We start from the raw sequence: 24,209 nt of genomic DNA, 5'->3' as shown, positions 1-24,209 counted from the left end.
AAGACCGATTACCAGATAGGCAAGATCCGGACCAGCGAGAGAACGCCCATGACAGCAACGACGCGTCGACGGACCGCGGCCGCCATCGCCCTCGCGGCGACGGCCATCCTGTTCCTGCCCAGCACTCCGGCCTGGGCCGATCCGCCCGCGAGCGGGGTGGTGATCGAGCCGCCGCCCGCGGTCACCCTGCCGCCGGAGCTGGACAGCTTCTACCGGCCCGCGGCCGACCGCATCGCCGCCGCACAGCCCGGCGAGATCCTGCGGGTGCGCTCGATCCTGCCCGCGTTCTTCGGCCTGGTGCCACTCAATGTCGATGCCTGGCAACTGCTCTACCGCACCAACGACAGTCACGGGCAGGCCATCGCCACGGTGACCACCGTGCTGAAACCCCGTGGCGCGGCGCCCGAGGGCGGGCGAAAGCTGCTGTCCTATCAGATCGCCGAGGACAGCGCGGCCCAGTACTGCGCGCCCTCCTATGTGGTCCAGCACGGTTCGCTGCCCGTCGACTACGTCAACGCGGCCGAACCGCTCATCCCCCTCGCCGCGGGGGTGGGCCAGGGCTGGACGGTGACCCTGCCCGACTACGAGGGACCCAACTCCGCCTACGGCGCAGCACGTTTGGGCGCGCAGGCGACCCTCGACGGCATTCGCGCGGTGGAGAACTTCCAACCCGCGGAACTGAACGGGGCGGCGACACCGGCCGCACTGTGGGGCTATTCGGGCGGCACCATCCCCACCTCGTTCGCCGCGGAGATCACCCAGGACTACGCGCCCGAACTCAACATCGTCGGCACCGCCAGCGGCGGAGTCGCTCCGGCCGACTTCGCGGGCATCGTGCGGCACAACAACGGCGGCCTGTACGCGGGGCTGATCTCGGCGGCCTTCGTCGGCATCGCCACCGAATACCCGGACATGGAAAGCGAACTGCGCCAGCACGTCAACGGGCTCGGGCAGCTGATTCTGGCCAGCAAGAAGGTGCTGTGCCATCCCGAGGGGACCGCGCTGCTGCCAGGGTTCGACTACCTGGGAACCAGCGACGGGCCGGACCTGCTGTCGCTGCCCGGGGTCGGCAGTGCCATCGCGGACAACACACTGGGACAGCGGATTCCGAACATTCCGGTGTTTCTGTACCACGCCCAGTGGGACGAGATCATCCCGAACATCGGCACCGACCGACTCGTCGACAAGTACTGTGCGGCGGGCGCTCCCAGCGTCACCTACGAGCGAGAACTGCTCGCCGAGCACATCTCCGGCGTCCTCACCCATATCCCCAGTGCGTTCAACTGGATCCGCGACCGGCTCAACGGGGTACCGACTTCAGGCTGCACCGTCACCAGCCCGGTGAGCGCGGTCACCGATCCCCAGTTCGCACAGGCGCTTTCGGAGATCCTGCCGCCGATGGCACAGGCCCTGGTCGGTCAGGCCATCGGCGCGAGCTAGACCGGACTGGGTGCGGTGAGCCCGACCGCCGCCGCGAGTCGACGATGGGAGTCCAGGCGCGCGGCGCGGTCGAAGGTGCTGGTGTGGACCAGGAATTCGTCCGCACCGGTGCGCCGGATCAGGCGGTCCAGACCGGCCACGACCGTTTCCTCGGTGCCGTACAGGTGTCCGCGCAGCGCCTCCTCGAACAGGCGGCGCTGCCGGTCGGTCATCGGTTCGGCCTCGATCCGCTCGGGTGACGACAGCGGCGGGAACTCGCCGCGGGTGCGGGAGTAGGCCGCCGACCAGGCTTCCGGCAACAGCAGGCGATGGGCCTGCTCGGCGGTGTCGGCGATGGCGGCCGAGCCGGAGACCACCACGTACGGGGCGTCACCACCCCGACCGGGCCGAAAGTCGCTGCGGTAGTGGTCGATCGCCTCGACCATGGCGTCCTCGCCACCGGCGGCCGCGATCACCAGCGGCAGCCCGAAGCGGGCGGCGCGCTCCGCGCCGGACCCGATGGCCAGCAGGAACGCCGGAATGCGCAGGCCCTCGGCGGGCCAGCCGTGCACGCCGTCGCGGCCCGCCTCGAAATAGTCCAACAGCTCGGTCAATTGCGCGTCGAAGTCCTCGGCGTCGCGACGGTCGTGCCCGAGGGCGCGGCGCACCCCGTCGGTGAATCCGACCGAGCGGCCCAGCCCCATATCGATGCGACCCGGATACAGCGACTCCAGCACCCCGAACTGTTCGGCCACCACCAGCGGCTGATGGTTGGGCAGCATCACGCCGCCGGTGCCGACCCGGATGCGGGAGGTGGCCGCGGCGATGGTGGCTGCCAGCACGGTCGGCGCGGAACCGGCGACGCCGGGCACGCTGTGATGTTCGGAGACCCAGAACCGGTGATAGCCCCACTCTTCGGCGAGCCGCCCGAACTCGACCGTCTCGCGCAGCGCCGCCGGATGCGATTGGCCCGCTCGCACGCGGGAGCGGTCGAGGATGGAGAAGCGGGTCGACCGCAGTGCCGAGGTCATGACCATGCCAACGCACCCGGGCGGAGCTGATTCCCCGGCCGGGACGCACGTCACAGCGCGGGCGGTGGCAGGAAGCCGACCTCCACGTAGTAGTCGAAGTAGCGGCTCAGGGTTTCGGCGTCAACGCCGGGACAGGGTGCGGTGGGCCGGACAGGGGCCGGGGTGTCGGCGGCCGTGCCGACTTCGGCGGAGTAGTTCACCGTCAGCGCGGCGGCGCGGACCAGCAGTTCGTCACCGGTCGCGGCCTGTTCTGCCGCCTCGGTCAGGGCGGCGGCGAAGTGCACGGGCTCGACCAAGTCGAGGCGGTAGCCGCGGCGCAGGATTTCCGCGCGGACGGCCGGCAGCGGGACCGGGTACGCGGGCGGCAGATCGATTGTCGCGCTGTCGGTACCGCGCGACTGCCGCACGATGGCGGCGGCCACCTGGTCGACGGGGGTCATCGGGATGTCACCAGCGGTCAGGTCGGGGGCCACGCCCAGCACCAGCATGGCGCGCAGCATGGTCCACCAGGCGTCGTCGGTGCCGGCCGCGCCGGTGCGAGAATCACCGGTGATGAGGGCGGGACGGTAGACGACAGCCGGGATGCCACGCTCGGTCGCTGCCCGAACCTGTTGTTCGGCAACCCATTTGGTCTGGATGTAGCCGGGCAGGACCGCGACCGTCTCCGGGTCCTCGGGTGCCGCGGCGGTCGAGACGTAGTGCACCGCTTTGGTGCGGGTGGTGGCAGCCAGGCGCAGGATCTCGGTGGTGCCGAGGACATTCGCCGCGCGCAGGCGGGCGTACGGCTCGAGATGGTTGACCAGTGCGCCGTTGTGGTGGATCTCGTCGATGCGGGCGGCGAGATCCGCGAAGCGTTCGAGGGTGAGTCCGAGTCGCGGGGCGGCGAGGTCGCCGGGGATGGCGACGATGCGGCCGGTGTGGGTGGTGAGGTCGATACCGAAGCGGGCGGCGGTATCGAGAATCCGGTCGTGCGCGGCGGATTCGTCCCGCGCGCGGACCAGGCAGTGGATGGCGGCGCTGGTCTGCTCGAGCAGTTCACGCAGCAGGAACGCGCCGAGGAACCCCGTCGCGCCGGTGAGGAGGATCTCCGCGGGCGGGCCCGGACGTCTCGGCGCACGATCGGTCACACCGATGCCGGGATCCCACATTGCGTCGGCCAGCAGGTCGTACTCTGCTGTCGCCGTGGATGTTTCGCCACGCAGGACGGTGGCGAGCTCCCGGACTCGGGAGTGCGCGAAGAGGTGCCGCAGCGGCACCGGGAGGTCCAGGCGGGCGCCGAGCGCGGCGCGAACCCGGATGGCGGACAGCGAATTACCGCCGAGTTCGAAGAAGTCGTCGTCGCGGCCGACGCGGTCGAGGCCGAGTTCCGCCCCGAAGCACTCCCCGACGGCCTGCTCGTCCGCTGTCGCCGGAGCCCGGTATTCGTGTCTCGGCGGATCCACCTCCGGCAGCGCGGCGTGGTCGAGCTTGCCGGTGGGACCCCGCGGGAAGGTCTCGATCCGCACCAGCTGGGCGGGAACCATGTAGCCCGGCAGTGCGTTTCGCACGGTCCGCAGGACGTCATCGAGATCGATCGGGCTGTCGCCGACGGGTCGCAGGTAGCCGAGGAGGCGTCCGTCGCGGATCGCGACGGCGGCGTCCGCGACGGCCGGATGCGCGCACAGCGCGGCCTGGACCTCGCCGGGTTCGATCCGCAGACCACGCAGGCTGAGCTGACGGTCGGTGCGGCCGAGGTATTCCAAGCCGGTTCGGCTCTGGCGCACCAGGTCTCCGGTGCGGTACCTGCGCGCACCGGCGGGCCCGCTCGGGTCGGCGACGAAGCGTTCCGCTGTCCGGCCCGGCTGGCCGAGATAGCCCCGGGCGAGCTGTGGGCCCGACAGGTACAGCTCCCCCGGCGTGCCCGGCGGCACGGGATGCAGGCGCTCGTCGAGGATCTGGATACGGCAGTTGGCGTGCGGGTGGCCGATCGGCACGGGCGGGCCGTCGAGTCCGGTCACGTCGATGCCGGTGATGGAGACCGTCGTCTCGGTGGGTCCGTACAGATTGTGCAGCCGGGCCGGGCAGACGGCGGCGAAGCGGGTGATGGTGTCGGCGGGCAGCGGTTCGCCGCCCACCCAGACCGTGCGCACGCTCGAAAGCGCCTCGGCCGAAAGCTCTTCGGCGAACATCCGCAGCAGGGCGGGGACCGCGGTGAACGCTGTCACCCGGTGCCGGATGAGGACCTCCGCCAGTCGGTCGGGGTCGGCGCGGCGCTCGGCATCCGGAATCACCAGGCGCGCACCGACGGCGAACGGGGCGGTGTAGCAGATGAGGGAGGCGTCGAAGGTGGGCTGGATCAGCTGCAGGTAGGTGTCGGCAGCTGTCAGCCGGTATTCGGCGGTGAGGAAGGCCAGGTGGTTGGCGATGGCGGCGTGCGGGATGCCGACGGCCTTGGGTCGACCGGTCGAACCGGAGGTGAAGATGACGTAGGCGAGATCTTGGTCGTGCAGTGGCCGCCGTCGGTCGGCGTCGGTCACCGGCATGTCCGAGAATCCGCTCAGCTCAGTGGAATTCGTGAGCTCGTCCAGGTGCAGTACCAGTCGGCCACCGGCATCGACCCCGTCGCGACTGGTGCTCAGCACGCACACCGGGTCGACCGTGCCGAGTAGCTCGGCGAGGCGTTCGGCGGGCTGCTGCGGGTCGAGGGGGACGTACGCGCCACCCGCCAGCACGATGGCGTACAGGCCGGTCACAAGCTCGGGCGAGGGACGCAACGCGAGTGCGACCGTGCTGCCGGGTCCGACGCCGAGGTCGATCAGGTTGCGCGCCAGGCGATTCGCACGCCGAGTCAGCTCACCGTAGGTCAGGCTCGAACCGTCGGTCAGCACGGCGACGGCGTCGGGATCGCGCTGCGCGGCGGCCAGCAGACCGTCGAAGAGCAGCCGCCGGGGTACCGCGAGTTCGACTCCGGCCGCCGGGGCGAGCTCGGCGGGTTCGGACAGGGGCAGATCACCGACCGCCCGCCGCGGGTCCGCCACGGCGGCCCGCAGCAACAGGCTCAGGCGCTGCCCGAGCATATCGATCGTCGACTCGTCGAACAGGTCGGTGGCGTAACGCCACGAGAAATCCAGCCCCGCAGCGCTTTCCGACTCCAGGCTCGGAACCACCGTCAGCTGTAGATCGAGCGGGGACGCCGCCTCACCCAGATCCAGGGCTTCGACGGTCAGACCGGGTAGCGACAGGGTCCGGGTGCCGAAGTCGTGGAAGGACAGGGCCACCTGGAACAGCGGGTGATGGGCGCGGCTGCGCGGCGGATCCAGTTCCGCCACCAGCGATTCGAACGGCGCGTCCGCGTGGGCGAAGGCGGCCAGATCGGTGTCGCGGACCCGGTCGAGCAGGTCGGCGAAGCTCTCCGCGCCGGTGATGCGGGTGCGCAGCACCAGGGTGTTGACGAACATGCCGACGACATCGTCCAATTCGGGTTCCCCACGCCCGGCGATCGGTGCGCCGATCGCGATGTCGTCCGCACCGGCCAGCCGGGCCAGCAGCACCGCGAGGGCGGCGTGCACGGTCATGAACAGTGACGCACCGCGAGCGCGCGCCAGTTCCTCGAGTCCCCGGTGGGTGTCGGCATCCAGCCGGAAGTGCCGGGCCGCACCGTGATTCGTGGCGACCAGCGGACGCGGCCGATCGGTGGGCAGGGCCAGCAGCGGCGGGAGTCCGGTCAGCGTGTCACGCCAGTAGGACAGCTGCGTGGACAGCAGCGAAGCGGGATCGTTTGCCGCCCCGAGCATGTCGCGCTGCCAGAGTGCGAAATCGGCGTACTGCACGGGCAGCGCGGTCCACTCCGGGGGCACACCGAGTGCCCGGGCCCGGTAGGCGATCATGAGATCGCGGGTCAGCGGCGGCAGCGAGGAGCCGTCCGCCGCGAGATGGTGCAGCACCACCATGAGGACATGTTCGTCCTCGGCGACCCGCAACAGCCGGGCTCGCAGCGGAACGTCGGTGGTGACATCGAATCCTTTGCCCGCCAACGCGATCAGCTCGGCACGCAGCTCGGTCGCCGTGGTCTCGACGGGTGTCAGATCCACCGCCACGGCCGTCGCGGGCAGGGTGAGCTGGTGGCCGCTGCCCTCGAACTCGGGGTACCTGGTTCGCAGCACCTCGTGCCGCCCGACCAGATCGTGCAGAGCGGCGGTCAAGGCGGACCCGTCGAGGACGCCGGACAGCCGCAGTGCGAGGGGAATGTTGTAGGCCGCCGAATCCGGATCCAGTCGGGCCAGGATCCACATGCGCTGCTGCGCCTGCGACAGCGGCGACCGGTCACCACGGTCGGGTCGCGCCACCAGCGGGACGAGGTCGCCGCCGGTGAGTCCGTCGACCGCGGCCGCCAGACCGGTGACGGTCGGATACTCGAACACCAGTCGCGCGGGGATCCGGACGCCGCGCTGCGCGCCCAGCCGTCCGGCCAATCGCGTTGCCAGCAGCGAGTTTCCGCCGAGTTCGAAGAAGTCGTCGTCCCCGCCGACCCGGTCGACACCGAACAGATCGGCGAACAGTGCCGCCAGCGCGCGCTCGGTGGCGGTCACCGGCGGCCGATACGGCCGGGTGCGGAAGGCGGGTTCCGGCAGCGCCGCCCGGTCCAGCTTGCCGACCGGCGTGAGCGGGACGCGGTCGATCACCGTCACGGCGGCGGGGACGGCGTGCCGCGGAAGGTGTTGCCGGGCATGGTCGATCAGCGCATCGGGGTCGACCTTCATATCCGGCGCGGGCAGCACGTACGACACCGGGGCATCGACGCCACCGGCCAGGGTGCGCACCAGAGTCGTTGCGTAGGAAACGGATTCATGCGCGGTCAGCACTTCGTCGATCTCGCCCAGCTCCACCCGGAAGCCGCGGATCTGCACCTGGGTGTCGCTGCGCCCCAGGAATTGCAGGGCCGGTGCGCCGTCGGAACCGGTGATCCAGCGCACCAGATCGCCGGTGCGGTACAACCGGTCCCCGTTGCCTTCCGGGTCCGGGTGTGCGACGAAGCGGGCGGCGGTCAGGCTCGGCCGATCGTGGTAGCCGCGCGCCAATCCGGGACCGGCCAGGTAGAGCTCGCCGACCACGGTGTTGGGGACCGGCCGCAGGCGGGCGTCGAGCACCACGGCGGACAGCCCGGGAATCGGACCGCCGATGGTGACGGCCTCACCGGGGCGCAGGGCCGGGCTGATCGTCGCGGCGATGGTGGTCTCGGTGGGGCCGTAGAGGTTGCAGAAGGACCGTCCCGGCGACCATTTGGCAACCACACTGGGCGGGCAGTCTTCACCTGCGGATACCACGGTGTTCAAGTCGGGCAGACCGGTCGCGTCCAGGCCCGCGAGCGCGGCGGGCGTGATGATCGCGTGCGTCACCCGCTGGGTGCGCAGGATGTCGGTGAGCTCCTCGCCGCCGTAGATGCCCGCGGGCACGACGACCATGGTCGCGGCCGCGCCGACCGCCAGCAGCAGTTCCAGCACCGCCAGATCGAAGCTCGGCGAGGCGAAGTGCAGGGTCCGCGACGCGGGGGTGACCGCGAAGCGCCGGGTCTGTTCCCGGCACAGCCCGGCCAGCCCGGCATGGGTGACGGCCACGCCCTTCGGCGCGCCGGTCGAGCCGGAGGTGTAGATGACGTAGGCGATGTCCTCGGCGTAGAGCCGCCGGGTGCGGTCCGCGGAGAGCACGTGTTCACACGAGTGGTGTTCGAGTTCCTCGAGGCAGTCCTGGGTGTCGAGTTCGAGCCATTCGAGGGCGTCACCGAGCCCGGCTCGAATCCCGGCCTGCGTCAACCCGAATCGCGCGCGGGAGTCGGCGAGCATGTACGCGACCCGCTCGGCCGGATAGCCGGGGTCGATCGGCACGAAGGCCGCGCCGGTCTTGATCACGGCCCACACCGCGACCACGGAGTCGACCGATCGGGGCAGCGCCAGCACCACGCGGTCGCCCGGGCCCAGGCCGCGGCCGATCAGTGCGCGCGCCAGCCGGGTCGAGCGTTCGTCGAGTTCGGCGTAGCTGAGGGCGGTGTGCCCGGCACGCAGCGCGATCCCGTCGGGGTTGCTCTCCACCGCCGTGGCCAGCAGCTGCGGCAGTGTACTCATCTGTGTTTTACGGCCACGCGGCTTTCTAGCCCGGCGTGCCGTAAGAACCTCGGCAGTCAACCGGTCCCTACTTTCAGCCCTTCTCTGCCTCCGTCCCGAGCGAACAATTACCCGGTCGGCTCCCAGGGAGCAATAGGTCAGATGAACAGTCCGAAAGCGAGGCTAGCAGGGCAAACAGTCGGCGAACCGTGCTCGAAGAGACGCGCAAGGCCCGGGTGCGCGCGGTGGGGGGCAGCCTCAGACCGAGAGGAAGCCCAGGTCACGACGGCCCGATCCGACGATCGGGCCCGGGTCGGCGGACAAAACCCGCCCCAGGAGTTCGTGATAGACATCGCGGAAGTCCACGGTGGTTTTCAGGTCCCCGGCATCGAGGTCGGTGAGGCTGGGTTCGTCCCCGTAGAAGCCCCCGCGCACCGGCGCACCAGCGAGGAACACCGGGCCCGCGGTGCCGTGGTCGGTGCCCTGCGAGGCGTTGGCGGCGACCCGGCGGCCGAACTCGCTGTAGGCCAACAGCACCACGTCGCGCCCGCGCGGATGGGTCGAGAGATCTTTCAGGAAATTCGTGACCGCGGTGTCGAAGCGGCCCAGCAGCTGCTCCTGGGTGTGGCGCTCGTCGGCGTGGGTGTCGAAACCGCCCAGGCTCACCGAGTACACGCGGGTGGGGACGCCCGCCTTGACGCACTGCGACACCAGATCCAATTGCGCAGCCAGCGGATCGGCGACCCGCTTGCCCGCGCGCACCGCGGAAAAGGTCTGTCGCACCACCTGTTCGGACCGGTATCCCGTGCACACCTGCTCGCGCGCCGGACTGTCGGCGGCGTCCGCGGCGGCGAGCCCGGCCAGCGCGGCCGCCGTCTCGGCGGTGAGCGGGGCGCTCGAAGTGTCCAGGGCCGCAGCGGTGTTCTTCGCGCCGAGCGCGAGTTGCGGCAGCACCGGGCCGATGTTCACCGCCCGGACCGGATCGTCGCCGGTGGCGTCGAGCCAGCGGCCGATCCAGCCGGTCGGCACCGGTTCATCGGGTGAGGCGGTCTGCCAGATGTCCATCGAGCGGAAGTGACTGTGGTCGGGCTTGGGGTAGCCGACGCCGCGCACGATGGCGAGGTTCTTCGAACCCCACAGGCCCGAAAGGCCTTTCAGGGCAGGGTTGAGGCCGAGCCGTTCATCGAGGTGCAGCACCTCCTCCGGCCGATACGACAGGTCGGGCCGGGCGTCGTGATATGCGTTGTCCGCGTACGGAATCAGGGTATTGATGCCGTCGTTGCCGCCGTACATGGTGAGGATCACCAGGATTCCGCTGCCCGCGGCCAGCGGCGTGCTGTCGGCCCGGTGGTGCAGTTCGTCCCAGGTGACCGCGGACGCACCCAGCACCGCGAGGGCGCCCAGCACACTCGATCCGACGAGGAAATCACGACGACTGAATTGCGGCATGGCGGTGAGGCTTTCAGCTGGTGAGGTATTCGGGCGTGTTGATGGCGAGCGCGGCCAGCCGATCGGGCTGATCGAGGACCGTGGACAGCACCCGGGCACTGCGATCCGACCAGGTGGCGATGCCCAGCAGGTGCGCGGCGGCGTCGAGGCGCTCGGTACGCGCGGCCGCGCTGATCGGTGACAGGTCGGCCTTGCGCACCAGATCCGTTGCGGCCGTGAGCCGGATCTGGGCCGCGGCGCTGGACATCCAGCCCTGACCGCGCGGCCAGCCACCGACGCTCGGCGGGTAGAAGGGCAGCTGTCCGAGTTTGCGCAGGAGCGCGGTGAGCGCGTGGACCTCGGTGTCGTCGGTGAGCGGCACCCGCAGCGCGCGCACCGCCGCGACCAGCCATTCCACCGGTCCGTGCACGACAGTGTCACGGGCGGTGGCGAACTCGGGGTCGGTGAAGATCGCCAGCACCATCGCCGACAGGTCGCGGCCGGGACCGTAGGCGGCGGTGAGCCGGTCCACGGCGGCGGCCGATGGCGGATCATCGGAGGCCAGCAGCTGCCAGAGGCTGGTGGCCACGAACCGCGCCGATTCGGGTCGTGCGAGGACGGCGTCACGGAAGCCGGTCGCGTCCAGCGGACCGGTCACTCCCAGTAGGGTTTTCGTCCCGGCGTCATGACGTTTCGGCTCGAAGGTCGCGGCCCCGCCAGCGATGGTCCAACCCGTCAGTGCCCGGGCCCCTTCGCGCACATCGGTTTCGGTGTACCCGTTGCCGTGGCCGAGCGCGAACAGCTCCATGAATTCTCGCGACAGGTTCTCGTTGGGCGCTTTCGCGGTGCTGGCGGCCCCGTCGAGCCAGCGCAGCATGGCGGGGTCGGTGAGCAACGCGTAGGACAGGGTGGTGAAATCGCCGGTGCCGTGGGTGCGCAGCGTCTGGTTCTGCACGGCCATCTCGGTCGCGTCGCGCACCTTGGTGGCCGAGGTCGAGAAATGGTTGTGCCAGACCAGGGTCAGCTTCTCCCGCACCGGGTTTCGCACGGCTGCCATGCGCCGCAGCCACCAGGCGGTGAGCGTGTCCAGCTGCGCGACCACCTGCGCCTGATGCTGTTTGCGCACCGCCGCCGTCGCGCCCCTACCCGGCGCGGTGAGTGCGTCGAAGTGCGGCATCGGGGTGGCGAGCACGCCCGGATCGGACTCGGGTGCCGCGGCCAGCGCCGCGCGCAGGTAGGCCGCGGTGTCGGGCACGGCGTCTATCTCGGGCCCGGTGGCTCCGAACCCGCAGCGGCGCAGCACCCGAGCGGTGTGCGCCCATTCCGGCGAATTGCCCATGCCGTCGAGTATCGGGGCCCCGGGTGGCGACTCCTCTGCTTCGGCGGCCAGGTTTCAGTCAATCTTCAGCGGCCGATCTTCAGCGGCCCTGCCGGGTTTCAGTCGGCGCTGCGGGTGGCCCGCAAGACTCGGGAGGACCGGACGGTGAGGGTCAGCTCCGGCATCGGAGTATCGAGATAGTCGTCGATGAGCTCGCCGCCGGACTTCTCCTCGACCTGGTCGAAGCCGAGCGAGTGCAGCAGCTCCACCATTTCGCCCGGTTCGAGCAGGCTCAGAATGGGTTCGCCGATGGCCGCGATGCGGGCGGCCCGCTCGGCCATGGCGACGCGCTCCGCCTCGGTCGCGCCGGGACGCAGGTAGTCGGCGACCACCTGCACGGGCGGGGTCTGACCGGCGGCGTAGCGCAGGGTCTCGACAATGGATTCCCGGCTCAGGTACATCACCACGCCGAGCCAGACGAAGACGGCCGGTTCGTCGCGCACGAACCCGGCAGCCGCCAAACCCGCTGCCAGGGTGCTGGTTTCGAAGTCGACGGGCACGAAGGTCAGGGTGTCCGGAACCGCGATCCCGGACTGTTCGAGCAGTTCCCGCTTCCAGTCCTGGGTGTCGGGGTGGTCGACCTCGAAGACCCGCAGTTCCGGGAACGGATTGCGGTAGGCGAAGGTGTCCAGGCCCGCACCCAGGATCACCACCTGACGGGTGCCCGCCGCCGCGGCGGCCGCGACCGTGTCCTCGGCGAAGCGCGACCGGGCCGCCAGCAGGTAGCGGCGTTCACGCTGCCGGGGTTCGTCCCCACCCGGGCGATCCAGGGTCGCGGTGTCGAGGTCGAGCGAATCCTCGGGCTTCATGCTCAGGATCCGCAGCGCGAGCGGGTCGGTGAAAACGCGTGGCTCACCCGAGATCTGGTGGAAGGCGCGAGCGTGCGCGGTGGCCAAGGCGGTGCGGCTGGGACGACCCGTTTTCATGGGTTGACGCTATCGTTTTTTCGATCATCGGAAAGAGGAGGACCAGCATGAGCATCACCACACGACCGCACGCACTGCTGTTCGACGTGCAGGGCACCGCCACCGATTTCCACTCGACCATCCGCGCCGCGGCCGCCCGCATCGCCGGGGACCGTCACCCGGACCAGGACTGGTCCGCCCTCGTGAACGACTGGCGAGCAGCGTATTTCGAGGAAACCTCACAGCCGCCCACCGACAGCGGCTGGGTGAGCGTCGCCTCGATCTACCGCGTCACTCTGGATCCGCTGCTGGACGCGCGGGGCCTCGACCTCGATATCGCTGAACGCGATGAACTCGCGCGAGCCTGGGCGCGACTGGAGCCCTGGCCCGATACCGTGCCGGGGCTGCGCCGCCTGCGGGCGAGCTGCACGCTGGCGACGCTGTCCAACGCGGATGTCAGTACGGTGGTGGAGATTTCGCGGCACGGCGACCTGCCCTGGCACGCGGTGTTCGCCGCCGAGATGGCGGGCGTGTTCAAACCCGATCCGCGCATCTACCGGCTGGCCGCCGGATATCTCGGATTCGCGCCGGGCGAGATCATGATGGTCGCGAGCCACCGCTACGACCTGCGCGCCGCGGCCGAGCTCGGTTTCCGGACCGCGTTCATCGCCCGCCCGCTGGAGTACGGCGACCCGACGCTCGGCGACGCGGAATTCACCGGTGAATTCGAGGTCGAGGCGGCCGATTTCCTCGATCTCGCGGAGCGACTCGGCTGCTGAGCGGACCGGACTACAGTGGCAGCAGGGACGTTTCGATACGGGGAGGACCGGCCTTGCCCACAACGCTTGTGAAGGGTCAGAACGGGTCGCTGACCGCCGCCGAAGTGGTGGTGTCCGTGCGGGTGGGCGCGGCTGCCGAATTGTCGGCACTGCTGGTCACCGAGCAGGGCAAGGTGCGCTCGGACTCGGATTTCGTGTTCTACAACCAGCCCAGCGGGCCCGGGGTGCGGCTGCGCAACGGGGTCGCGGGGCAGCCCGCGGCGTTGGCGGTGTCGCTGGGGCAGGTGCCCGCCGATATCGCGCAGATCCGCGCGGTGATCACCCTCGACGACGCGAAGGGCACCTTCGGCCGGATCGCCGCCCCGGTCGCGACCGTGTCCGATGCGAGCGGTAATCCGTTGTACGAGTATCGAATCGATGATCTGCACGACGAATCCATCGTGATCGCGGTCGAGCTGTACCGGCGTTTCGGAGCCTGGAAGGTGCGCGCGGTCGGGCAGGGCTATGCGGGCGGGTTCGCCGCACTGGTCACCGACCACGGCGTATCGGTCGAGGACGCACCGCGCCCGGCGCCGCAGGAACAGGCCCCGCCACCGCCGCCGGCCACCGCGTATCCGCCGCCCCGGCCGGAGCCGACGCCCAGTTCGCCGTATCCCGTTGCGCCACCGCCGCATTCGCAGTACCCGGCCCCGAATCTCGCGCCGCCGCCGCAGACCTCTCAGCCCACCGCCGCCTACCAGCGCCCGCCCGGTGAGGTGACCTTGCAGAAGGGTCGCCCGGTCACCCTGGCCAAGGGGCAGCGCGTCACCCTCCGCAAGGACGGCGGGGTCGCGCTCACCCGAATCCGCATGGGGCTGGGCTGGGATCCGGCCAAGCAGGGCGGACTGTTCGGCCGTCGCGCGGTCAATATCGACCTCGACGCCTGGGTTGCCATGTTCGCCGACCGCCATCTGCGCGACGTCGCCTACTACGGACAGCTGACATCCAAGGACGGGTCCATCCGCCACTCCGGCGACAACCTCACCGGTGAGGGCGAGGGTGACGACGAGGTGATCATGGTCGACCTGGGTCGGGTGCCGCGGCAGGTGAACACGCTGCTGTTCATCGTGACCTCGTATCAGGGCCAGACTTTCGAGCAGGTCAGCAATGCCTACTGCCGACTTGTCGACGACACCACGCAGGCCGAACTGGCCCGCTACGCGCTGGCGGGCGGCATGCCGTTCACCGCCATAGCCATGGCCAAGGTGTTCCGCGGTCCGGACGGCGAGTGGAAGCTGCAGGCCATCGGCGAGGGCTTCCAGGCCAAACATCCCGGCGAGGCCGTGCCGCAGCTGGGCCGGTTCATTACGGTGGACTGAGCATCACTGTGGAGTGAGCATCACCGTGGGCTGAACGGGCTCACAGGTACTTGGTGACCTGTGAGGCCGCCTCCACCGGGTGTCCGGCCTGGATCGGGTGCCCGAGCGCCTGCACCTTCCACACGCCGTCCTCGATGTGCACCTTGGCCACCACCATGCCCGTATGCGGCCCGCCCGCACTGAGATTGGAGCGGGTGAGCTCGGTGCTGGTGGTGCCGTCGATGAGCCGCCAGAAGGCGTTGCGAACCCGCTCGAAGGTGTGCCCGGCGTAGGAGGTGATCACGAAGACGATGGACGTGATGTGCGAGCCGACCCGGGTCAGGTCGACGGTGATGACCTCGTCGTCGCCCTTGCCCTCGCCGGTGAGGTTGTCGCCGGAGTGCCGGATCGCGCCGTCCTTGGTCACCAGCTGCCCGTAGTAGGCCACGTCGACGAGGCTCTGCCCGGCGTACATCAGCGCGGAGGCGTCCAGGTCGATCTCGGCCGGGCGTGAACCCCACTTGTGCTGAATATTGACCGGATCCCACCCCAGACCCATCTTCACGAAGGTGAGGTCGGTGCCCTGCCTGCGCAGCGCGACCACCTCGCCGGGCTTGAGCACCGGCGCGATGATGGGCGCGGACGCGCGCACCGGTTGCGGTCCGGTGGTGACGGTGATCCCGTGTTCGGCCAGCAGCCCGGCCAGGCCACCGAGGTGTCCGAATCCGACGGCGCGGGCGAACCAGCCGCGGTCGCCGCGATCCAGATCCACGGCGGCGACGGCGGATTCGTTGCCGAGTCCGTCGATCACGTACTCGTAGAGCGGGTTTCCCTGGTCGTCCGCGATGCCGATATGCGGTGCGGGATGGTCGCCGAGGCGCCCGGCGCGGTCCTCGAGCGCCACCGCGATGCGGATGTGCGCGATGCCCTGCGGGATCGCGCGCAGGCTCACCGCGAGCGAATTCTGCCCCGGCACCAGGTGAATCCCGGGTCCGTTCGGCTGGTTGTAGAAGATCAGGTCATTGTCCGTGCGCACCGTGCCCCGGTCGGTGAGCAGCAGCGCGGCGAGATCGATCCGCGTGCTGTAGTGCACCGTCACGGTGATATCGGCGACGCCCAGTTCCCCGGTTTGCCCTTGGGTCAAGAGTGCGGCCACGCTCCCACTCTATGGGAAGGTCAGGTCACCTGGACGAAACAAACCCATATCGCTTTCGCGTGCGCGCACCCTAGGACATGTCACAGTCGGTGGCCATACTTCAGCGAATCTTTGTATGCCACAACACCAATCGGTCGCATGATCAGTAGGCCCGGGGTAACCTACTGGGCGGTAGCCATTGTGGCTACGCGTCGGGCACGAAAATGTAAGGGACAGTTTTGGTTCAGTCGGGTGCACTGGTCATTCGCCGCGCCACCGAAGCCGACGCCGACGATGTCGTCAGGGTGATCACCCTGGCCTTCGAATCCGACGATCCGATCGAGGACTACGTCTTCCCGGATCCGGAGGTACGCCGGCGGCGCACGCCCGCGATGATTCGCCTGCTCTTCAAACACCGTTATCTGCCCGCGAACGCGGCCATCGTGGCCGAGCTCGACGGGAAGGTGGTCGGCGCACTGTTGTGGATTCCCGACCGGTACCGCAATCCGGTATGGCGGGAAGCGATTTCGGGTCCGCTGCTGCTGTGGGCAATGGGGCCCACGGCCACGGTCAGGGGTATAGAGGTGGACTCGGCCATCGCGCGCAGCGCGCCCGCCGAGCCGCACAATTTCATGGTTTACCTGGGCGCGGACCCGCAGGTGCAGCGGGCCGGGGTGGGTCGCGCGTTGAACGCGTGGCTGATCGCCGAGAGCGAGGCGCACGGCCGGGCCGTGTGCGGGATCTGCAAGGACGAGAACGTGGCGTACTACGCGCAGTTCGACTTCGGGCTGGTCCATCGGACCCGCATCGGGAGCAAGGGTCCCGAGCTCAATTTTCTGCTGCGGCCCGCCGTGCGGGCCACCGCGGACTGACGCGAGTCGTGAAGTAGCTCCTCGCCGGGCAGGGCGAGGACGACTTCGCGCGCGTTTTTCACCGGGGGGGTACGCAAAAGTTCGCTTTCGCTTGCCGAGGAGACGTAGTGTCTGACATTGCCATTGTCGGAATCGGGTGCCGCTACGCCGGTGGTATCGATTCACCGGAATCGTTCTGGGACTTCATTATCGACAAGGGCGACGGGGTCGTGGAGATCCCGCCCGCCCGCTGGGACCATCGCCGGTACTACGACCCGGACCGGCGCACGCCGGGCCGCATGTACACCAAACGGGCCGCCTTCATGACCGGCGACCCCTGGGAATTCGATCCCGACTTCTTCGGCATCTCCCCGCGCGAGGCCGCCGCCATGGACCCGCAGCAGCGGCTGATCCTGGAGGTCACCTGGGAGGCCCTGGACGACGCGGGCATCGCCGGTCGGATCAACGGCGCGCCGGTGGGCGTGTACGTCGGGGCGTTCACCCTCGACCAGATGGCCGTATCGAATACCGATGCGGCACTGCCGTTCACGGATATGCACACCGCGGTCAGCGCGTCCTACACCATGATCTCCAACCGAATCGCCTACGCGCTCAACATGGTCGGCCCCGCGCTGACGGTGGACACCGCGTGCTCGTCGTCGCTGGTGGCCTTCCACCTGGCCTGTCAGGCGCTGGAGAACGGCGACTGCACGGTCGCGCTGGCGGGCGGCGTCACCATGCTGATGCAGCCGGAGGTCTTCGTCTCCATGTGCAAGGGCGGCTTCCTGGCCGCCGACGGCCGCAGCAAGCCGTTCGACGCCGCCGCCGACGGCTACGGCCGCGGCGAGGGCTCCGGCATGGTGGTGCTCAAGAAGCTCGCCGACGCCGAACGCGACGGCGACCGGATCTACGCGGTGGTCAAGGCCACCGGCTCCAATCAGGACGGGCGCACCACCGCCATCACGGTGCCGAACGCGGATCTGCAAGAGGCGCTTGCCAGGACGGTCACCGAGCGGGCGGGCATCGCCGCGCACGAGATCACCTACGTCGAGGCGCACGGCACCGGGACACCCGTCGGCGATCCCCTCGAACTGCGGGCCATCGGGCGCGCCTACGGGCAGGCCGAGGGCCGCACCGCACCGCTGGGCGTGGGTTCGGTGAAGGGACAGCTCGGGCACACCGAGGCGGCCTCCGGTATCGCCAGCATCATCAAATCCACACTGGCGCTGACTCATCGGACGATCGCGCCGCAGGGCTGGCTCAACGAGCCGAACCCGGACATCCCGTTCGAGGAGCTGGGCCTGGCGCTCCAGCTGGAGGCGGAGCCGGTCGCGGCGGACACCCGGATGACCATTGCGGTCAACGGTTTCGGCTACGGCGGCACCAATGCCCATGTGATTCTTCAGGAGTACTCGCCGGTCGCCGAATCCGCGCACGCGCCCAGGCATTTCGGGGTGCTGCCGCTCTCGGCACGCAACGACTCCGCCGCGCGCACCCTGGCGCGCGGATTCGCCGAGCTGATCGCCGAGGGCGCGGATCCGGGCGAGCTGGCCGAGGCCGCGTGGACACGTCGCCAGCATCACCCCGTGCGGACCGGGCTGCCCTTCGGTGACGACACCGAACTGGTGCGGGCCCTGATCGCCTTCGCGGGCGGCGAGGGCCGCACCGCCAAGGTCATCGCGCGCAAGGTGCCCGAGCCGGTGTTCGTGTTCACCGGCATGGGCCCGCAGTGGTGGGCCATGGGTCGCGAACTGCTCGGCGCGGGCGGCGTTTTCGCCGCCGAGGCCGCGCGGATCGACGAGGTGTTCCGGGGGATCTCCGGCTGGTCGATCATCGAGGAACTGCTGCGGCCCGAGGCGGAATCCAAGGTCACCAGCACCGCCGTCGCGCAGCCCGCCAACTTCCTGATCCAGGTGGCGCTGGTCGCCCAGCTGGCCGAGCTCGGCGTGCACCCGGCCACCGTGGTCGGGCACAGCGTCGGCGAGGTGTCCGCGGCCTACGTCACCGGCATGCTGTCGTTGCACGACGCACTGCTGGTCGGCTACCACCGGGCACGCTTGCAGGCCACCACCGCCGGTTCGGGTGGCATGCTGGCCATCGGTCTGCCGCAGGCCGCCGCACTCGAGCTGATCGAGGGCGACGAGCTGGTGAGCATCGCCGCGGTGAACAGTCCCAGCGCGGTCACCCTCGCCGGTGACGAGCAGCGGCTCGACGAGATCGCCGAATCCCTCACCGAGGACGGCGTTTTCGCGCGTCGGCTCCAGGTCGAGGTGCCGTACCACAGCTATCTCATGGACCCGATCCTCGACGAACTGCGCACGGTCCTGGCCGATCTGACGCTGCGCGAACCGACCGTGCCACTGTGGTCGACCGTCACCGGCACCAAGGTCACCGCCGCCGACTGGAACGCCGAATACTGGTGCGCCAACGTGCGGCAGCCGGTGCGCTTCGCCGACGCCGTCACCGAACTGGTGAGCACGGGGCACCGGGTGTTCCTGGAGATCGGCCCGCATCCGGTGCTGGGGGCCAATATTCGCGAGATCCTCATCAACGCGGGCGAGACCGGCACCACCGTCGCCACCCTCAACCGCAAGCAGACCGACGGGGAGAGTCTGCGCCAGACGGTCGCCGGGCTCTACACCGCCGGGGTGCTCGATCTCGACGCGCTCTTCGGCGATCTCGTCACCCGGCACGTGGACCTGCCGCGCTACCCGTGGCAGCGCACCCGCCTGCGCATCGAGCTGGCGGGCATGCAGCAGCTCAAATATGGCACCCCGGGCCTGTATCGGATGCTGGGCGACCCGGTGCTCGACGACCCGACGGCGTCCTGGCGCATCCAGCTCAGCGTCGGCAATCTGCCGTGGCTGGCCGATCACGTGGTCGGCGGCTCCCGCATCCTGGCGGGTGCGGCCTACCTGGACGCGGCGCTGAGCGCGGCGGCGGTGCGCACCGAATCCGCACGGGTGGCAGTGGAAGACGTGCGGTTCCTCTCGCCGCTGGTGGTGGACGAGGGCATGGCCCCGATCGTCGAACTGCACGTGGAGGAATCGACGCGGCGCTTCCGCATCCGCTCGCGGGACGCCAATGGCGACAGCTGGACGGTGAACGCCACCGGCCGGCTGGTCGAGGGCGTCTACGAGGCGACCAAACCCGAACTGCCCGACGCCACCGAGATGCTGTCCATCCCGGCCGCGGACTTCTACACCGGATTCGCCACGCGCGGACTGGATTACGGGCCGGTGTTCCGGCGCATCACCGAACTGCGGGTGAGCGGCAACGCCGTGCTCGCCACCGTGGACGGCACCGTCGCCCGCGACAGCGGGCACCTCGCGCACCCCGGCGTGGTGGACGCGGCGATCCAGACCTTCGCGGCGGTGCTCGCCGGATCCTCGAATGCCGAACGGGGCGCGCTGGTTCCGGTCGCGGTGGACTCGGTGCGGTCCTTCGCCCCGATCCCGGATCAGGTCACCGTGGTGACCCGGCTGCACGACGGGGCCGACCTCACCGCCGACTACGACCTGCTCGACGCCGAGCACAACGTGGTCATGCAGATCATCGGACTGCGACTGGGGGCCATCAACCCGGATCGCGGGGTGCTGCAACGACTCACCGACTATTTCTACGAAGACCGCTGGGATATGCGGGATCCGGTGGACCGCGCCGCGCTGCCCGCACCCGGGACCGCCTACACCCTGGCCATCGAGTTGGGGACGCAGGTCGGGGCGCGGACCGCGTTCATCGCCGGAACCACCGCGCACGGGGAGAGCCTGGCGGTCGGCGATCCGAACCGCGAGGATCTCGAAGCCGTAGTGCGGGAACGGATTCAGCAGATCACCGCCATCGACGGTATCGACCGGGTGCACGTGGTGCTGGTCGCGGGCCAGGAGTACGACGACCTGGACGGACTGTGGACGCTGCGACGGCTGGCCGTCACCATCGAGGGCTACCTCGAGCACTGGCTGCACGAGCGTGCGGCCGAAATCCCCATGACCGGTGACGGTTCCCTGCACGTCACCCTGGTCACCGAGCGCGCCTTCGCGCATCCGGACGAGGACGCCGTCCCGAATCCGGTGCACGCCGCGCTGGCCGGCGCCCGGCGGGTGCTGCTCAACGAACAGTCCCGGCTGCGCTGGCGGCTCGTCGACGTCGATCCCGAGGTGGCCGACGCCGACCTGGCCGCGGAACTCGCCATCGCGGGCGCGTTCAGCTATGACCGCGCCGATGAAGTGGTGCTGCGCAACGGATTACGCTGGGCGACGGTGGTCGCGGCCACGCTGCCCGACCGGCTGGAGGCCCGGGACGCGACCGAGGCGCTCACCGATCCGGACGCCAATTTCGCACTGGAGCTACCGAAGTCGCGGATCATGTCGCGGCTGGCCTGGCGGCGCTGCGGACGCCGCGAGCCCGGACCCGACGAGGTCGAGGTGCGGATCCTCGCGGTCGGCCTCAACTACAAGGACCCGCTCAAGGTGATCGGCGTGCTCGGTGAGCGCGAGATGACCGGCACCTTCTACGGCACCGAGCCCGGCATGGAGGCCGACGCGGTGATCGTGCGCGTCGGGACGGAGGTGGACGACCTCGCGGTCGGCGACCGGGTCTTCCTGACCTCCAAGGCCATGATCTCCCGCTTCCACACCACCGAGGCCACCCTGGTCACCCGGGTCGCCGACAGCACCGAACCCGGCCAGTGCACCAGCACCGTCGCCTTCGCCACCGCCGAGCACTCGCTGCTGGAGCTGGCTCGGCTGCGCGCCGGGGACGTGGTGCTGGTGCACGGTGCGGCGGGCGGTGTCGGCTCGGCCGCCGTGCAGATCGCGAAACTGCACGGGGCCACCGTGATCGGCACCGCGGGCACCGACGAGCGGCGCGCCTACGTGCTCGCGCAGGGCGCGGACCACGCGCTGGATTCGCGGTCGCTCAACTTCGCCGACGACGTGCTCGGACTGACCGGCGGACGCGGCGCGGACGTCATCATCAGCACCGCGCCAGGGGAGATCCTGCGCCGGAACTTCAAGGCGGTGGCCGAGTTCGGGCGGATCGTGGAGATCGGCAAGGCCGATATCTACGGCGGCGGCGTGCTCGATCTCGGGTACTTCGACAAGAACCTCTCCTACCACTCCTTCGATCTGGACCGCATGCTGGCGCTGCGGCGGCGCGAGACCGCCGACCTGGTGCGGGGCGTGCATCGTCGGCTGGCGGCGGGCGAGTACCGCTATCTGCCGTACGAGCTGTACGACACCGCCGACGTGGCAAGGGCCTTCGAAGACGTGGCGCGTTCCACCCACTTCGGGCGGGTCGCGATCAGCCTGGAATCCGAAGCGCCGCAGGTGCGTCCGCTGATTTCGACGGTCATCGTCGACCCGGCGGCGCGGTATCTGATCACCGGCGGCTTCGGCGCGTTCGGGTTGGCCGTGGGCCGGTGGCTGATCGGGTTGGGCGCGCGGCGGCTGACGCTGCTCGGGCGCGGCGGCGCGAGCACCGATGCCAGCCGGGCGCAGTTGGCGGCCTGGCAGGAGCAGGGCATCGAGGTGGTCTCGGAATTGGTGGACGTCACCGACACCGACGCCATCGCGGCCGTGATCGCACGCGCCGATTCGGCGGAGCATCCACTGCGCGGCGTCTTCCACACCGCGGGCACCCTCGACGACAAGCGGGTTCCGGCGATGGATCGCGAAAGCCTGGAGCGGGTGTACCGGCCCAAGGCGGTCGGCGTGCGGGCGTTGCGTCACGGAATCGCCTCCGCCGGAGTCGAATTGGATATGTTCGTGCTGTTCTCCTCGGGCAGTGCGATCTTCGGCAGCATCGGCCAGTACGCCTACACCGCGGCCAATCTCGCGCTCGACGCCACCGCCGATCTGGTGGTCCGCGAGGGCGGCCGGGCGCTGGCGGTCGGCTGGGGGCACATGTCCGGCGGCGGCATGGCCGACGACGAATACGTCTCCCGCTACCTGCGCACCGCCGGATTCGACGCCATCGGCATGGACGAGGGCACCGAATTCCTGGGGCAGGCACTGGGTCTCGGCGTCCACCACCACGCCTCGATCATTCCGATCGACTGGGCGCGGGTGGCCTCGGCGGTGTCCTGGTACGCGCTGACCGGACGCACCTCCGAACTGGTGGCCGCGGCCGTCGAAGACAACTCCGCCGCTTCACAATTGGTGGCGGCGCTGCGGGAACTCGACGAGCAGAAGCGCGCCGACGTGGTGGCGCACATGCTGGCCGAGCAGCTGGCGGTGGTCATGGGTGTCGACCCGGACTCCATCGACCTGACGGTGCCGGTGCCGGAACTCGGGCTCGACTCGCTGATGGCGGTGGAATTCGGTGCGCTGGTGAGCAAATCGCTCGGCGTCGACATGATGTCGCTGAAGGTGGGACGCACCTTCACGCTGCAACAGGCCGGGGCCCGGGCCGCGGAACACCTCGTCGGCGGTGCCGCCGAGGTCGTGACGGGAGAGCAGCTGTGAGCGACTCCGCACGCGACCTCGCACGGAAACTACTGGCGGGCAACGGGATCAAGGAGACCGAGGCCCGGCCCGCGACCGGCAACGCGATCAGCGCCGCCCCCGTGCGGCGGCCGACCCGTCCGGCGCGCGGTCCGGGCCGCCAGTTCACCGACCATCCCGAGGTGGCGGCGGCGGTGGCCAAGCGGGCGGCCATCGCGGCCATCAGTGCGCACTCCGGCATGCCGAACCCGCTGTTCCTGCCGCGAAACAGCCCCAACGACACGGTGATCCGTGCGATGGGCACCGAGCTGGTGAACTTCAGCGCCTACAACTACCTGGGTCTGTCGAGTCATCCGCAGGTGGTGCGGGCGGCCAAGGACGCGCTGGATCAGTACGGCGCTTCGGCGTCGGCCAGCCGGATCGTGGCCGGTGAGATTCCGCTCTACGGCGAGCTGGAACAGCGGCTCGCCGGGCTCTACGACGTCGGCGACGCCCTGGTCACCACCAGTGGCTACCTCACCAATGCCGGGGTCATCGGGTTCCTGCTGCGCGAAGGCGATGTGGCCGTCTGCGACAGCCTGATTCACGGCAGCGTCGTGTCCGGCACGCAGTGGGCGGGCTGCCGCCGGATCAACTTCCGGCACAACGATCCGGACTCGTTGCGGTCGGTGCTGAAGATGTCGCGGTCGGGATTCGATCGCGCGCTGGTGGTGCTGGAGGCGCACTACAGCATGGACGGCACTGTCGGGCGCGTCGACGAATTGGCGGCCATCGCAAGGGAATACGACTGTGCGGTGATGGTCGACGAGGCGCACTCGCTGGGCGTCTTCGGCGCGCGGGGGCACGGCATCCGCGAGCACTACGACATGGCCGGATCCGATGTCGACATCTGGATGGGCACCCTGTCCAAGGCGCTGGGCAGCTGCGGCGGTTTCATCGCCGCCGACGCGGACCTGATCGCCGCGATGAAATCGGCCGCGCCGGGCGTGGCCATGCTCACCGGTGGCCCCGCCCCCTCCACCATCGCCGCCGCCCTGGCCGGACTCGACATCCTCGAGGCCGAGCCGGAGCGGGTGGACCGCCTGTGGCACAACACGAAACTGTTCAACACCGCGCTGCGCGAGCGTGAGTTGAACGTCGGCGATTCCCAGAACACCCCCATCGTTCCGGTCATCGTCCCCGGCGAAATGCGTTCCGGCTTCGTCTCCGCCACGCTGCTACAGCAGGGCGTCTACGCCGGATCCATCTCCGCCCCCGCGGTTCCCGCGGGCAAGGAGCGCCTGCGCTTCTTCATCACCTCCGAGCACACCGAACAGCAACTGCTCTCGACCGCCGATCTGCTCGCCGACGCCATCACCGCCGCCGAGCAGATCCCCCTGGAGCTCGCCGCCATCTGACGGTCGAATTCCTTCCACAGCCGTGACGG

12 protein-coding genes are annotated in these 24,209 nt (G+C 69.8%); 6 read left to right on the top strand and 6 right to left on the bottom strand.

The annotated features are described in order from the left end of the window. Window positions 1-48: 48 nt before the first annotated feature. The gene (locus tag OG300_RS39560) at window positions 49-1,440 is read left to right on the top strand and encodes a lipase family protein (RefSeq protein WP_405490137.1); all 1,392 of its coding nucleotides are present in this window, start codon (window positions 49-51) and stop codon (window positions 1,438-1,440) included. On the opposite strand, the gene OG300_RS39555 is transcribed toward OG300_RS39560, so the two are convergent. The 5 genes from OG300_RS39555 to OG300_RS39535 all read right to left on the bottom strand — a co-directional run bounded on the left by OG300_RS39555 (window position 1,437) and on the right by OG300_RS39535 (window position 12,259). Next, window positions 1,437-2,456, bottom strand: coding sequence for an LLM class flavin-dependent oxidoreductase (locus OG300_RS39555; protein ID WP_405490135.1), 1,020 nt, complete (start codon window positions 2,454-2,456; stop codon window positions 1,437-1,439). The two genes, OG300_RS39560 and OG300_RS39555, sit on opposite strands and share 4 nt — an antisense overlap. 44 nt (window positions 2,457-2,500) lie before the next feature. After that, window positions 2,501-8,548, bottom strand: coding sequence for an amino acid adenylation domain-containing protein (locus tag OG300_RS39550; protein WP_405490133.1), 6,048 nt, complete (start codon window positions 8,546-8,548; stop codon window positions 2,501-2,503). A gap of 237 nt (window positions 8,549-8,785) precedes the next feature. Then, on the bottom strand, window positions 8,786-9,976 hold the full coding sequence (locus OG300_RS39545) for a DUF1501 domain-containing protein (protein WP_405490131.1): 1,191 nt from the start codon (window positions 9,974-9,976) through the stop codon (window positions 8,786-8,788). Window positions 9,977-9,989: 13 nt separating this feature from the next. Continuing rightward, entirely contained in the window at window positions 9,990-11,294 is a 1,305-nt protein-coding gene (locus OG300_RS39540; RefSeq protein ID WP_405490129.1) for a DUF1800 family protein, read from the bottom strand. Between the two features lie 98 nt (window positions 11,295-11,392). Beyond that, the gene (locus OG300_RS39535; RefSeq protein ID WP_405490127.1) at window positions 11,393-12,259 is read right to left on the bottom strand and encodes a class I SAM-dependent methyltransferase; all 867 of its coding nucleotides are present in this window, start codon (window positions 12,257-12,259) and stop codon (window positions 11,393-11,395) included. Window positions 12,260-12,306: 47 nt separating this feature from the next. Between OG300_RS39535 and OG300_RS39530 the strand changes: the two genes are divergently transcribed. Beyond that, entirely contained in the window at window positions 12,307-13,017 is a 711-nt protein-coding gene (locus OG300_RS39530; RefSeq protein ID WP_405490125.1) for a haloacid dehalogenase type II, read from the top strand. Window positions 13,018-13,070: 53 nt separating this feature from the next. Further along, window positions 13,071-14,375 carry a TerD family protein gene (locus OG300_RS39525; RefSeq protein WP_405490123.1) on the top strand — a complete coding sequence of 435 codons (1,305 nt, stop codon included), beginning with the start codon at window positions 13,071-13,073 and terminating at the stop codon, window positions 14,373-14,375. Between the two features lie 40 nt (window positions 14,376-14,415). On the opposite strand, the gene OG300_RS39520 is transcribed toward OG300_RS39525, so the two are convergent. Then, the gene (locus tag OG300_RS39520; RefSeq protein WP_405490121.1) at window positions 14,416-15,510 is read right to left on the bottom strand and encodes a TerD family protein; all 1,095 of its coding nucleotides are present in this window, start codon (window positions 15,508-15,510) and stop codon (window positions 14,416-14,418) included. 218 nt (window positions 15,511-15,728) lie between these two features. Between OG300_RS39520 and OG300_RS39515 the strand changes: the two genes are divergently transcribed. The 3 genes from OG300_RS39515 to OG300_RS39505 all read left to right on the top strand — a co-directional run bounded on the left by OG300_RS39515 (window position 15,729) and on the right by OG300_RS39505 (window position 24,180). After that, a complete protein-coding gene (locus tag OG300_RS39515) occupies window positions 15,729-16,361 on the top strand; it encodes a GNAT family N-acetyltransferase (protein ID WP_405490119.1) in 633 nt (210 codons plus the stop codon). Between the two features lie 107 nt (window positions 16,362-16,468). Next, window positions 16,469-22,804: a beta-ketoacyl synthase N-terminal-like domain-containing protein gene (locus tag OG300_RS39510; RefSeq protein WP_405490117.1), complete on the top strand. Its 6,336-nt coding sequence runs from the start codon at window positions 16,469-16,471 to the stop codon at window positions 22,802-22,804. Beyond that, on the top strand, window positions 22,801-24,180 hold the full coding sequence (locus tag OG300_RS39505) for an aminotransferase class I/II-fold pyridoxal phosphate-dependent enzyme (protein WP_405490115.1): 1,380 nt from the start codon (window positions 22,801-22,803) through the stop codon (window positions 24,178-24,180). Before OG300_RS39510 ends, OG300_RS39505 begins: the two co-directional genes overlap by 4 nt. Window positions 24,181-24,209 lie beyond the last annotated feature (29 nt).

This window comes from Nocardia sp. NBC_00511, assembly GCF_045161165.1.
GTDB lineage: Bacteria > Actinomycetota > Actinomycetes > Mycobacteriales > Mycobacteriaceae > Nocardia.
The sequence above is the reverse complement of the archived record's forward strand: the minus strand, read 5'-3'. Positions and strand labels throughout refer to the sequence as shown.